Annotated in this window: 10 protein-coding genes; 7 read left to right on the forward strand and 3 right to left on the reverse strand. The window is 65.0% G+C overall.

Annotated elements, in window-relative coordinates:
- The first annotated feature begins 596 nt into the window (after positions 1-596).
- The 3 genes from BMF89_RS11965 to BMF89_RS11975 all read left to right on the forward strand — a co-directional run bounded on the left by BMF89_RS11965 (position 597) and on the right by BMF89_RS11975 (position 5,125).
- Positions 597-881, forward strand: a complete 285-nt coding sequence (locus tag BMF89_RS11965) for an HU family DNA-binding protein (RefSeq protein WP_078107330.1) — start codon at positions 597-599, stop codon at positions 879-881.
- Between the two features lie 105 nt (positions 882-986).
- Entirely contained in the window at positions 987-3,152 is a 2,166-nt protein-coding gene (locus tag BMF89_RS11970; protein WP_078107331.1) for a cytochrome c oxidase assembly protein, read from the forward strand.
- Positions 3,152-5,125, forward strand: coding sequence for an NHL domain-containing thioredoxin family protein (locus tag BMF89_RS11975; RefSeq protein WP_078107332.1), 1,974 nt, complete (start codon positions 3,152-3,154; stop codon positions 5,123-5,125). Before BMF89_RS11970 ends, BMF89_RS11975 begins: the two co-directional genes overlap by 1 nt.
- Before the next feature lie 23 nt (positions 5,126-5,148).
- Here BMF89_RS11975 and BMF89_RS11980 read toward each other — a convergent pair whose 3' ends face one another.
- A complete protein-coding gene (locus BMF89_RS11980; RefSeq protein ID WP_253190804.1) occupies positions 5,149-6,141 on the reverse strand; it encodes a hypothetical protein in 993 nt (330 codons plus the stop codon).
- A gap of 197 nt (positions 6,142-6,338) precedes the next feature.
- Between BMF89_RS11980 and BMF89_RS11985 the strand changes: the two genes are divergently transcribed.
- Positions 6,339-6,917 (forward strand): DinB family protein, encoded by a 579-nt coding sequence (locus tag BMF89_RS11985; protein WP_078107334.1) that lies wholly within the window; start codon positions 6,339-6,341, stop codon positions 6,915-6,917.
- 51 nt (positions 6,918-6,968) lie between these two features.
- Here BMF89_RS11985 and BMF89_RS11990 read toward each other — a convergent pair whose 3' ends face one another.
- Positions 6,969-7,490 (reverse strand): GNAT family N-acetyltransferase, encoded by a 522-nt coding sequence (locus BMF89_RS11990; RefSeq protein WP_078107335.1) that lies wholly within the window; start codon positions 7,488-7,490, stop codon positions 6,969-6,971.
- A gap of 56 nt (positions 7,491-7,546) precedes the next feature.
- Positions 7,547-9,511, reverse strand: a complete 1,965-nt coding sequence (locus tag BMF89_RS11995) for an FAD/NAD(P)-binding protein (protein WP_078107336.1) — start codon at positions 9,509-9,511, stop codon at positions 7,547-7,549.
- Positions 9,512-9,775: 264 nt separating this feature from the next.
- Between BMF89_RS11995 and BMF89_RS12000 the strand changes: the two genes are divergently transcribed.
- From BMF89_RS12000 to BMF89_RS12010, 3 genes are read left to right on the forward strand one after another with little or no spacing between them, the layout of a single operon-like run.
- Positions 9,776-10,858, forward strand: coding sequence for an amino acid ABC transporter permease (locus BMF89_RS12000; protein WP_078107416.1), 1,083 nt, complete (start codon positions 9,776-9,778; stop codon positions 10,856-10,858).
- Positions 10,855-11,682, forward strand: a complete 828-nt coding sequence (locus tag BMF89_RS12005) for an amino acid ABC transporter ATP-binding protein (RefSeq protein WP_078107337.1) — start codon at positions 10,855-10,857, stop codon at positions 11,680-11,682. The genes BMF89_RS12000 and BMF89_RS12005 overlap by 4 nt, the downstream gene beginning before the upstream one ends.
- Before the next feature lie 13 nt (positions 11,683-11,695).
- On the forward strand, positions 11,696-12,694 hold the full coding sequence (locus BMF89_RS12010; protein ID WP_078107338.1) for an ABC transporter substrate-binding protein: 999 nt from the start codon (positions 11,696-11,698) through the stop codon (positions 12,692-12,694).
- The last annotated feature ends 33 nt before the right edge of the window (positions 12,695-12,727 follow it).

Genomic DNA, 12,727 nt, shown 5'->3' on the forward strand with positions numbered 1-12,727 from the left:
CCCGGACCCCCCCGCCCCCCGAAGTGAGCGCGCGTCCGGCCCGGACCCGCCATACGTGAGCCGGCGTCCGGCCCGGACCCGCCATACGTGAGCGGTCGTCCGGCGGATCAAACCCCGGCTCACGTATGGCCCGGTTTCCACCAACCCCGGCTCACATATACGCCCGTTTCCCCAAACGCCGGCTCACATATCAACGGTTGTGGCAACACCGGATCACCATTGAGCCGGACCGGACCCCCATCCCCGAGCTGCCCTCAGCAGAAGTGAGCGGAAGTCCTGCCCGGAACCCTGGATAAGTGAGCGGGCGTCCGATCGGGAACCGTCATAAGTGAGCGGGCGTCCCGTCAGAAACCGCCATACGTGAGCGGGCGTCCGGCCCGGACCGGCTATATGTGAGCGCGCGTCGGGGGCCGGGGAGTTCGCCCGCGGCGGAATTGACCCCCAAATGCGCCCGAAATAGGGTGAATTTGGTCAAAAAAGCGCGGAAACACGCGGAATTTGCTGGCCGTGTCCTCCCAAGCTGGTAAGTTTTCGAACAGTGGCTCGCGCGCATGCCGTGTGTGAGCTCCAAAATCGTAAAGTCCAGGAGGACACAAATGGCTAAGAACCGTAGCGAACTGGTTTCCGAGGTAGCTGGCAAGGATGGCACCAGCCAGGCCGCCGTCAACTCCGTGCTCGATGCCCTGTTCGAAGTTTTCGAGACTTCTGTCGCCGCTGGCGAGAAGATCACCATTCCGGGTTGGCTCGCCATCGAGCGCACCGACCGCGCTGCCCGCACGGGCCGCAACCCGCAGACCGGCGAGACCATCCAGATCGCCGCTGGCCACAGCGTCAAGCTGACCGCCGGCTCCAAGCTGAAGGCAGCTGTCGCCAAGAAGTAAGACACTTCGGCGAACGCCCTGGAAGGCGGCAACCTGCGGGTTGCCGCCTTTCTGCTTTAACCCGCTCGATTCGCCGCGCCGCCGACGTTAGCGGACAATGGATAGGTGCCGTCAGCCAAAACTCCAGCCACTGCTCCTTCGCCCGCTTCGAAGCCGGGAACCAAGGCAGCTGCTGCCGTGGAAGGGATCTCCTTGCCGTGGCAGCTGGCGGGGTTCGCTGCCCTCTTCCTGGCTCTCGTTGGCGCCCTGATTTTCTCCGGTGCGTCGGCCGCGCGGCAGGTCGCTGATCCGGGCGCGCTGGTCCGCTGGGGGCTGCCCGTCGCCAAAGCCCTCCATAATGTGTCCCTGGCGACTGTCATCGGCGGGCTGATCTTCGCCGTCGCAATCCTTCCCCGGAACGCATCCCGATCCAAGGGCGACGATGCCCCTGAACATCCCGCGTTCAGCCGTGCTTTGGCCGTGGCGGCAGCAGCAGGTGCAGCCTGGACACTCTCCGCCGTCGCGGTCCTCGTGCTGACCTATGCGGACGTGGCCGGGCAGAGGCTCTCCGGAGACGCGCAGTTCACCGCGTCCCTCGTCTACTTCATGACGGACATCCAGACCGGCCAAGCGTGGCTCGCCGTGACGATCATCGCCGCGATTGCCACGACGGCGCTCTTCGGGGTCCGCTCGTTGGCTGGACTCGCGTTGACTCTTGTCCTGGCACTGGGCGGACTGGTGCCAAGCGCGCTAATCGGGCACTCCGCGAGTTCCAGCGACCATGAGGGCGCTATCAATTCGCTTGGCCTTCACTTGGTGGGCGTGTCTGCCTGGGTGGGTGGCATCATCATGCTTGCTGTCCTCTCAGGCGTCCTGCACGGTTCCAAGGCAACCGGCACCAAAGACATCACGGATCAGACCCTTCGCCGGTTCTCCACCTTGGCCGGCTTCGCCTTCGTCCTGGTCTTCGCCTCCGGGGTCGTCAACGCAAGCATTCGCATCACCAGCTTTTCGGCCTTGGTGGGCACCCCCTACGGGCAGATCGTCCTGGCGAAGGCATTGGCCACTGTTGTCCTTGGCGGCATCGGGTTCATGCACCGCAAATGGGTGATCCCGCAGCTGGGCCGCAAGTCGATATCGACGCGCCGCGTGCTGTGGCAGCTTGTATTGGTTGAACTCCTGGTGATGGGCGCGACGTCGGGACTCGCCGTCGCGCTGGCCAGTTCGGCACCGCCGCTGCCCACCACCTACGCGCCCGACGCCTCGCCTGCGTTCATCCTGTCCGGGTACGAGCTCCCGCCTGAGCTGACGCCCGCACGCTGGTTGACCGAATGGCGCTTCGACTGGCTTTGGGTGGCCGTGGCCCTCTTCGGCGCGGCGAGCTACATCCTTGGCGTGGTCAAGGTCCGCCGGCGCGGTGACTCCTGGTCGTGGTTCCGTACCGCTAACTGGATGATCGGCCTGCTGGTCCTGACATACATCACGTCCGGACCGCCGTCGGTCTACGGCCGCATACTGTTCTCCGCGCACATGGTGGACCATATGGCTTTGACGATGGTGGCGCCGCTGTTCTTGGTCCTGGGTTCGCCCGTGACGCTGGCACTGCGTGCCCTGCCATCCCGCGGCGAGGGATCGCGCGGGGACGGTTCCCGCGGTGTCCGTGAGTGGCTCCTGGTGTTTGTGCACTCGAAATTCTCCCAAGTGGTGACCCACCCGCTGTTTGCTGCCGCGAACTTTGCCGGTTCGATCATCCTCTTCTACTACTCGGACGCGTTCGGCTGGGCGATGCGCGATCACGTGGGCCACGAGCTCATGAACCTGCACTTCACGCTAACCGGCTACATCTTTGTCCTCACCATGATCGGCACAGATCCGCTGCCCCGACGCGCGCCCTACCCCATGCGGTTGCTCCTCTTGCTCGCAACGATGGGCTTCCACGCATTCTTCGGCGTGTCCATCATGGGCGGCACCGGGTTGCTCGCTGCCGATTACTTCGGCAACCTCGGCCGGACCTGGGGGCAATCGGCCTTGCTGGACCAGCAGACAGGCGGCGCCGTGGCCTGGGGAATCGGCGAAGTCCCCACCTTGCTGGTGGCGATCGGCGTCGCGGTCATGTGGTCGCGTTCGGACGCTCGTGAGACGAAACGCACCGACCGGGCCGCGGACAGGAATAACGACGCCGACCTGAATGCTTACAACGATATGTTTGCGCGGCTTGCAGACCGCGATGCGAAACTGATTGATCGGGATTCCAAGCAGCCCGAAAGCAATACCAACCTGGAAGGACGCTGATGAGCGAAACCGTACGCACCCAACTGCGTGTCCGCGCCTCTGAACTGGTGGGCCGTAATTGGCTCAACACCGGCGGAAAGACGCTTGACCTGGAAGCGCTGCGCGGCAAGATCGTGCTGCTGGACTTCTGGACGTTCTGCTGCATCAACTGCCTGCATGTCCTGGATGAGTTGCGTCCGCTTGAGGAAAAGTACTCCGACGTGCTCGTGACGGTCGGCGTGCATTCTCCCAAGTTCGAGCACGAAGCCGATCCCGTGGCCCTCGCATCCGCCGTGGAGCGCTACGAAATCCACCACCCCGTCCTTGACGACCCCGAGCTCGCTACATGGAAGGCCTACACGGCCCGCGCCTGGCCGACGCTGGTGGTAGTGGACCCCGAGGGCTACATCGTGGCGCACCTTTCCGGTGAAGGCCACGCAGACGGCCTCGCCGTGCTCCTTGAGGAGCTGGTGGCCGAGCACGAAGCCAAGGGGACCCTCCACCGAGGCGACGGCCCCTACGTGGCTCCCGTCCCGACGTCGGGCACCCTGCGCTTCCCCGGCAAGGCGACCCAGCTGGAGAACGGCAACTACCTCGTGGTCGATTCCGGCCACCACCGATTGGTGGAACTTCGGCCTGACCTGGAGACCGTCGAACGCGTCATCGGTTCGGGAACGAAGGGTTACCTGGACGGAGTGGCGGAAATTGCGCAGTTCAACGAGCCGCAGGGCGTCGCGGTGCTCCCGCCGTCGCTGGCCTGGCAACTCGGGTACGAGGCAGTGGTCGCGGACACCGTGAACCACCGCCTCCGCGGCGTCACCCTCAGCTCGGGTTACGTGCAGACAGTCGCGGGCAACGGCGTACAGCGCCTGCTCGACGCCGGCCCTGCCCGCGTGACGGAAAGCGGTGCCGGCGTTTGGGCTGAACACCACGACGCCGGACCGGCCGACTTCGCTGCCGACGCACTCGACGTCGGGGTACTGGGCGTTGGGACCGGGGTGTCCCTGTCTTCGCCGTGGGACGTGGTGTGGAGCGAGAAGCTGCAGCGCGTTGTCATCGCGATGGCCGGCACGCACCAGATCTTTGCCTTCGAGCCTCTCAGCGGCGAGGTATCCATCCTGGCCGGCTCGGGCCTTGAAGGTTTGCTTGACGGAGTTGCCGAGGAAGCCTGGTTCGCCCAGCCTTCCGGCCTGGCCGTGGATGCGGAAGACAACATCTGGGTGGCCGATTCCGAGACCTCGGCGTTGCGCCGCCTGGTCCTTGGCGAGTCCGGTGTGACCGTTGAGTCGGCGGTGGGCAAGGGCCTGTTCGATTTCGGTTTCCGGGACGGCGAGGCCACGGAAGCCCGCTTGCAGCACCCCCTCGGTGTCACAGTGCTCCCCGATGGCTCCGTGGCAGTTGCCGACACCTACAACGGTGCCGTGCGGCGCTATGATCCCGCGACCAAGGCGGTGTCCACTTTGGCGCGGGGACTCGCGGAGCCGAGCGACGTCGTCGTGGTCTACCCCGAAGGCGGCGAACCGCTGCTGGTGGTGGTCGAATCCAACAAGCACCAACTGGTCCTGGTTCCCATCCCCAAGGAAGCCCAACAGGTGGACGAGGGAGCCTCCCAGACGCAGCGGCCCAAGAGTCCCGTGGCGCCGGGGAAGCTGGAGCTCACCGTGCGCTTCACGGCCCCGACCGGGCAGAAGCTCGACGACCGCTGGGGCGATCCCACGCAGCTGAAGATCTCGTCGACCCCGCCCGAGCTGCTGATTTCCGGTGGCGGCACGTCCGTGGGCCTGCTGCGGACACTGGAGTTGTCCGCGGATGTGCCTGACGGGATCCTCCACATCACGGCCCGTGCCGCTGCGTGTGACGGCCCGGAGACCGAGGACGGCGAAATCCCGGATCACGCCGCGTGCCACCTGTACCAGCAGGACTGGGGCATCCCCGTGGTCCTGCAGGCCGACGGCGATTCCGAGCTGGTGCTCGATCTGCGCGGGATGGACTAAGCAGGGGCTTTCGGGGGCGCAGCCTAGAAGCTCACCATTGGAGTGACCGTGATGGTGTCTGCGCCTATGTCCAGCCGTGTGGTGAAGCTGAAGTCGTGAACGGCGCTGAGATCGCCGACCTGCCCGCTGAAGAGATCGATTTCGCGGGCTGTGACCTTGGCCTTGCCGTTGAGGGGAGCCACGACCCACTGCCCGTTGAAGGGGTCGATGCTGACCTTCGGATATTCCGTGATCTGCCATTTGATGGTGCCGTCCACCACCCGGCTGTTGGTCACATGATAGAAGGGGCAGTCGGGTTGGAGCTTTTGCTGCTTGGTGGCGTCAGCGGCGCAGGTGTCCAGGAATTCCTTGACCTTGTCGCTCACTACCTTGATCATGGCGTCCGTGGGCTTGGTCAGAAGGTTGAGGGGTGACTGGGGCAGGGCGCCCGTGGTCACCGAAGTATTGGTCGCCGGCGCCGAAAAGTATTTTCCGGTGAGACTGGCTTCGTACTCGCCGGGGTAAAACACGGCAAAGCTGTTGCGGCCATTGGGCAGGTTCACCGGGACGCCGTTCAGGCTCGCCTCGTTGGCGTTCACCGCGGTGACCTCGATGGTCGGCAAGGATGACGGCACGAAGGACCACTTGCCGAAGAATAGCCACTCGGTGCCCGTCCGTTCAAGCAGGAAATCGGAGTGCAGCGTTTTGCCGTCGATCTGGTAGTCCATGGGGACCGTCACCCGGTTGCCGCCCCGGGATTCGGCGTTGCCCAGCTTGACGTCGGTGATCTTCGACGCCGCCGTCTGGAGGGCTGTACCGTCCAGCATGGCGGCATTGGCGTTGGGCACTGACGCGTGCAGGAGCCCGAGGGCTTCCCCGCCATGCCCCTGCTGGAGGGCCGAGAGGTAGTCGCGCACCTGCTGCTGCGGGCTGGCGATGGAGTTGCTCACCAGGTTGATGGAGACGATCGCAGCGGCCACGGCAAGCATCAGACCGAGCAGCCACCCGGCTGCGGTCTTGACCAACGCTTGACTCAACTGCACGCCCTTTACGTTACCCGCCGGTTTGGCAATACCTTGCCATCCTTTCCCTCACGTGACGGCTGTACACGCTTTGGGGGAAGGGCACGACGGCGGGTGGCAGCTCCGCTTCAGCCGCGCCGACGCGCGAGGAGCAGGTCAGTTTCGCCATGCACAGACGGCACAGACCCGCGATGCAACGGTATAGTGCCCGGATGGATGACAAAGCGATTCTGCTCAAATATCTGCGCGCCCGTCGGAGCGAACTCCTCGCCAAGCTCGACGGACTCGACGAGTACGACGTCCGCCGGCCCATGACCCCCACCGGCACCAACCTCCTGGGATTGGTCAAGCATGTGGCCAGTGTGGAGCTTGGGTATTTCGGGGAGGTCTTTGGCCGGCCCAGCGGCCGGGACTTGCCGTGGTTCGCCGACGATGCCGAACCTGACGCGGACCTGTGGGTTGTACCGGAAGAGAGCAGGGACGGGATCATCGAACTGCATCGCTTCTCGGCTGAGCACAGTGATGCGACGATTGAGTCACTACCGCTGGACGCTCCCGGGGAAGTGCCGTGGTGGCCGGAAGAACGCCGTCACGTGACGCTCCATCAAATCCTGGTGCACATGTGCGTCGAGACGGCCCAGCACTTGGGGCATGCCGACATACTTCGTGAGCTCATCGACGGTTCGGCCGGGAAGGGCCCCGGAGACTTGAACTTGTCACAGCGAAGCACCGAAGAATGGGCTGATCACCGGGCCAGGATCGAGGCCGCGGCGCGCCAGGCTGTGGGATAGCAATCCAGGGGTGAGATCGCGGCCCTTTGAGCTAGTGAAAGGCCCGAGATCTCACGTCTCGATGGGCCCCAGGTCCTTCGTGAACGCCAAGTGCTTGATCTCTTCCGGATCCGCGTCGACGTCGAAGAGCGCAGTGTAGCCCGTGGCCAGGTAGAGGTGCTTGGCCTCGGGCTGCCGCGGGCCGGTGGTGAGATAGATCCGCCGGTAGCCGCGCCGAGACGCCTCGGCCTCCAGTTCCGAGAGGACCACCCTGGCCAGCCCACGACGGCGGTGCGCCGAATGCGTCCAGATCCGCTTGAGCTCTGCCGTGCCGGAGTCGTAGCAGCGGAAAGCCCCGCCAGCCACGGTTTCCCCGTTTTCCTGAAGGATGAGCAGGGCACCGTGGGGCGCGGCAAACTCGTCCGCCGGGTACCTGTTGAGTTCCTCGGCCGCGCCACCGCTGCCGAAGAGGTCGCCGTAGCGTGTGGTGTATTCGACGGCGAGTTCGTCCAGGAGGGGCCTGACGCGGGGATCGCTCATGGGCACGGTCAGGACCGAAAGGCCCGACGACGGCAGGGTTGGCGTTGTTGTCATGACATGCCTTTCGTGAATGTGCCCAACTAACTCGCAGTTGTTGTCGTTATGAGGCGTCAAAACGACAACAACTGCGAGTCAGTTGGGTGGGCGGGGCTGGTTGGGTGGGCGGAGAGTTCGGACAGGAGGCGGCGGGCCAGGGCGTCGTTCTCGCGGAACGGTGCTGCGTTGGTTCCGGGCCGCGCGAACGCACCGGCGCCCCAACCCGAGGTCCAGGGTCCGACGGCGAAAAGCCCCGCCTGCCGAACGCCGTCGGGATCCAGGACTTCGTGTGAACTCGAGACCAACAGCTTACCGGTGGAGTGTGGGCCGTCCGAGGTGGGGAGCGACTGTTCGGTGCCCCATCCGGCGTCGTGCAGGTCCGCCAGCGCGGGGTTGGCCGATCGCGCCACCGACGGCGACGGCAACCGTGCCTCGATGTACGCCGCCGCATCCACCACCACCGGCGATTGGAAGGAACCGGCCACGAATCGGCCGCTGGCCTCGTCAGGACGCACCCACATGCCCGGTCCCAGGAACTGCAGCAGCCCGGCGCGATGCAGGGCGAGGATTTCGCGCAGCCGGTGCGGCGGCGGGCCGGAATCCACGAAACTGAAGAAGCCGTGCCACCAACCATGCACCGCTTGTTGGGAGCGCGAATTGAGCCGCTCCTGGGGGACAAGCCGGCCGAGTTCCATGTAGACCCGGAGCAGGGCCATGAATAAGGCGAGGGTTTCCGAGCGGTCGGGACTCGTGCGGAGCGTGAGATCCCGTTCGATGTGGTTCGCCACCGATCTCTGCACGGCGGCATGGTCAGGGAAGGCGCAGCCGCTGAACGGTTGGTCGAGGGCCTCGAGGTCGAGCCGCAGGGCCGGGTCCGGGATGGCCGCGGCTACGAGGTTCTCGCGGTCGCGGCTGTACCAATCCAGGGAATCGAAGCGTGCCGAAAACTCGTCCCAATCGCCCCGAACGCGATGTGGGTAGCCGGTGAAGAGCTCGCGGTAATAGGCGTAGCCGGCGTCCTTGGCGATGAGCGGCCACAGCTGGGTCCGGAAATCCAGCTCCTCGTGGGCGGCGAGCAGCAATTCCACGGCGTCCGCGGTGAAGTACCGCGGGGCGCCGACGGGTTCGCCGCGCAGGGTCGACGAGATCTTGGAGCGGTAGGGGACTCCGCGCCGGGATCCTGCCCAGAGCCGCGGTTCGGCGCCGGACGGCACATAGTCCAGGCCGCCGTCGGGCCTGTCTTCGAAGCGGCCGCCGCGGCCCTCGAACAAGAGCACCAGCAGGTCCACGAACGCCAGCCCCATGCCCGAAACCAGGACGTCCTGGCCGGGTGCGATCGCCGAATAGTCGACGTCAGTGGTGTACGACGGCGCCGCGTGGAACCCGCCGTGGCGCGCGGCGAAGTCCGCCAGACGCGCTGACTCCGGCCCGGCTTGGGAATCCGTGTGCCCCAGCGAATACACCACGATGTCCGCCTCCAGGACCCCACCGGAGGCGAGCCGCACGCGGTACTTCGCACCGCCGTCGGGCGCTGCCGGACCTTCCGGAGAGTAGCGTTCGACGGCGGTGGCCGTGTCCCGGTGGACCGTCACCGCGACGTCCTGGCCGAGGGCCGCGACGGCCCGCCGGAAGAACCACTCGAGGTACTTGCTCTGGAGCTGGCGGCTGGGAAAGGACGCCGGTGTGAGCGTCCGGAGCTGCTCAAGAAGGTGGGTTTCCAACTGCGGGACGTCGCGGATGGAACCGTCCAGCACGCCGGCTGCCCAGGTAGCCAGGCCCGGACCGTCGACGGCGGGTCCGTCGCAGGCCACGGAGCTGTCGGTGAACATCGTGACGTCTGCAGCCGTGGAGTTGAGCAGGAGTCGCGGGTTCTGGTCATAGCGCCAGATCCTCCCGGAACCGGGTTCGTACGGCTCGACGATATGGATGGCGAGGGGGCCGGCGAAAAGGCCATTCCTGTTGGCCGCGAGGCGTTCGAGGATGCCGGCTGAGCGCGGACCACCGCCAATGAACACGATGGTGGGGGCGAAGGGCGGCATGGCAACTCCTGTTGGCGGTGGCTGGTGGTACCTGAGCCTAGGGACGTGGCGGGCCCTTGGTCGAGGCGCTGGTAACGGCCGTTCACTGCGCGTCACGGTGGGTCAACAAGCGCAAAGAACGGACTCATATGGCTCCGTATGAAGCGGCGCGAAGCGCCATGAAGCCCGATGAAGAAGTGCAAAAATCCGCCTTGCAGCCGCTTCGAGAATGCCCCTAGGTTGGCAGCCATCCGATCAAACAAGCGATACGAAGCGAGGTGGCGCATGAGTTCAGCAGCAACCACAGTGGCGCAGTCCGCACAGCAATCTGCACTGGAACCGGCGCCGGCCAGCGCCTTTTTGGAACACGGCGCCGTCGAGGAAAGCCCGACGGCGGCCGCGGCCCAGGCTGCCGCGGCCCAGGGTGCCGTCGCCCGGCCCGCAGCCGGCTACTCCGGCTATAAACTGGTGCCGGCCCGGCATCCATGGCGCTGGGTAGGCACCGTTGTGGTGGCGCTAGGCGTTGTGGCGGTGGCCTGGTCCCTCGCGACGAACCCGCGTTGGGAGTGGGGCGTGGTGGCGCAATGGTTCACCGCGCAGTCAGTGGTGAACGGCTTGGTGGAGACACTCAAGCTGACGGCCATCTCCGGCGCGCTCGGCTTTGTCCTCGGCTTCATCCTGGCGCTCATGAGGCTCTCGGCATCGCCGCTGCTGCTCTCAGTGTCCTGGACGTTCTCGTGGATCTTCCGTTCCACGCCATTGTTGGTGCAGATGCTGCTTTGGTACAACCTCGGTTATCTCTACGAGAAGATCAGCTTGGGCATCCCCTTCACGGATATCCGATTCTTCGAGGTCCAGACCACCACGCTCATCAGCCAATTCGCAGCCGCCGTCCTGGGCCTGACCCTCAACCAGGCGGCGTACTCGGCGGAGATCATCCGCGGCGGCATCCTCTCGGTGGACCAAGGCCAGCTCGAGGCGGCCGCGGCCCTGGGCATTCCGGCCTGGCGACGCTCCACCAGGATCGTGTTGCCGCAGGCCATGCGGGCCATCCTGCCGACGGCCTTCAATGAGATCATCGGCCTGGTCAAGGGCACCTCGATCGTCTACGTCCTGGCCTATTCCGAGCTGTTCTACACCGTGCAGGTCATCTACAACCGCACCCAGCAGGTACTTCCGCTGCTTCTCGTGGCGACCCTCTGGTACGTGGCCATTACCTCGGTCCTGAGCATCTTCCAGTACTACATCGAGCGGCACTACTCGAAGGGTGCCGTTCGCAACCTGCCGCTCACTCCGTTGCAGAAGGCGAGGAAGTTCTTTTCCACCCACCCAGCCATGAATTTTGACCGAGCGAAGGACGCCCGATGAGTACCGCCGAAAGCCCGACGACGGCGGCGGCCGCCGCCGCTGCAACCCGCGGCCACGTGGAAATCACCAACGTCCGCAAGTCTTTTGGGGGCACTGAAGTCCTCAAGGGCGTTTCCCTGACGGTTCCGCCAGGCGGCGTCGCCGTGATCGTGGGACCCTCAGGCTCAGGGAAATCGACCCTGCTACGCACCATCAACCACTTGGAAAAGGTGGACGGCGGGTACATCACCATCGACGGCCAATTGGTGGGCTACCAGCTCCGTGGGAATAAGCTGCACGAACTGCGTGAGAAGGACATCCTCAAGCAGCGCACCGACATCGGCATGGTGTTCCAGAACTTCAACCTGTTCCCGCACCTCACCGCGTTGGAAAACGTGACCGAAGCACCCGTCGTCGCGCTCCACCGGAACAAGGCCGAAGCGCTCAAGCGTGCGCTGGAACTCCTGGACCGGGTGGGACTCAAGGACCGGGCCGATGCCTATCCACGGCAGTTGTCCGGCGGCCAGCAACAGCGTGTTGCCATCGCACGGGCGCTGGCCCTTGACCCCAAGATTCTGCTCTTCGACGAACCCACTTCGGCGCTGGATCCGGAGCTCGTCAACGAGGTCCTCGATGTCATCCGCGAACTCGCCACCTCGGGCACCACATTGATCATCGTCACGCACGAAATGGGCTTCGCCCGGGACGTTGCGGACACCGTGGTCTTCATGGACGAAGGGCAGATCGTGGAGCAGGGCAGTCCCCGGGAGATCTTCGCGAATCCCCATGAACCCCGGACGCGGAGCTTCTTCTCCAAAGTCATCGAACCAGCTTTCAACATCTGAGGAATCTTTGAAAATGCCACGCATCAGAACCAGGCTTCTCGCGCTAGCGGTGCTGCCCGCCGTCGTACTCCCGGCGCTCGCCGGCTGCTCCGACCCCGGCGCGTCCGCTGCCGCGGCCAGCCCGTCCGCGAGTGCGGCCCGCAACGGCGTCGTCTACAACACCTCGCCCGAGCAGAACCGCATCCGGGCACAAAAGGATCCCACCGCGGCAGCCGCGGTTCCCGCCGCGATCGGCAAGGACGGCAAACTGACCGTTGCCACCACCGCCGGATCCATCCCGCTGTCCTTCCACGCCACGGATGACAAGACCCCGATCGGTGTCGAGGTGGACATTGCACAACTCGTGGCCGACAAGCTGGGCCTCGCGCTGGACGTGCAGGTGACCTCGTGGGAGAACTGGCCGCTCAAGACGCAGTCGGGGGATTTCGAAGCTGTGTTCTCGAACGTCGGCATCAACAAGGACCGGGCGAAACTGTTCGACTTCTCCACCTACCGCGCCGCGTACATGGGATTCGAAGCCAAGAAGTCGTCCACGTACAACATCAAGGGCGCGGATGATATCTCCGGGTTGAAGGTCTCGGTGGGTTCGGGTACCAACCAGGAGAAGATCCTCTTGGCCTGGAACAAGGACCTCGAATCCCGCGGCAAGGCCCCGGCAACCCTCCAGTACTACTCTTCCGACGCCGACACTATCCTGGCGCTCTCCTCCGGCCGGACAGACTTGAACATCGCGCCCTACCCGTCCGTCTCCTACCGCGAGAACACCCGGAACGACCTGAAAGTGGTGGGGAAAGTCAATGCCGGCTGGCCCTCCGAGACCCTCGTCGCTGCTACCACCCTCAAAGGCAACGGCCTGGCTCCGGCCATCACGGATGCCTTGAATTCGGCCATCAAGGACGGCTCCTACGGCAAGGTCCTGGCGCGCTGGGGCCTGAGCGAAGAAGCGCTGCCGGAATCAAAGACCGTGACCGCGGCCAACTTCGGGAGTGCCCAGACAGGGAAAACACAGTGAAGTTCCAGGTACTCGACATCATTCCGCACCTGC

The sequence above is a fragment of the Arthrobacter sp. SRS-W-1-2016 genome (assembly GCF_002009585.1).
In the GTDB taxonomy this organism is placed as follows: Bacteria; Actinomycetota; Actinomycetes; order Actinomycetales; family Micrococcaceae; genus Arthrobacter; species Arthrobacter bambusae_A.

Bases quoted from the DNA above. Each gene is read 5' to 3' on its own strand.
- BMF89_RS12010 (WP_078107338.1), top strand. From the start codon at position 11,696: ATGCCACGCATCAGAACCAGGCTTCTCGCGCTAGCGGTGCTGCCCGCC.
- BMF89_RS12005 (WP_078107337.1), top strand. From the start codon at position 10,855: ATGAGTACCGCCGAAAGCCCGACGACGGCGGCGGCCGCCGCCGCTGCA.
- BMF89_RS12000 (WP_078107416.1), top strand. From the start codon at position 9,776: ATGAGTTCAGCAGCAACCACAGTGGCGCAGTCCGCACAGCAATCTGCA.
- BMF89_RS11985 (WP_078107334.1), top strand. From the start codon at position 6,339: ATGGATGACAAAGCGATTCTGCTCAAATATCTGCGCGCCCGTCGGAGC.
- BMF89_RS11975 (WP_078107332.1), top strand. From the start codon at position 3,152: ATGAGCGAAACCGTACGCACCCAACTGCGTGTCCGCGCCTCTGAACTG.
- BMF89_RS11995 (WP_078107336.1), bottom strand. From the start codon at position 9,511: ATGCCGCCCTTCGCCCCCACCATCGTGTTCATTGGCGGTGGTCCGCGC.
- BMF89_RS11965 (WP_078107330.1), top strand. From the start codon at position 597: ATGGCTAAGAACCGTAGCGAACTGGTTTCCGAGGTAGCTGGCAAGGAT.
- BMF89_RS11990 (WP_078107335.1), bottom strand. From the start codon at position 7,490: ATGACAACAACGCCAACCCTGCCGTCGTCGGGCCTTTCGGTCCTGACC.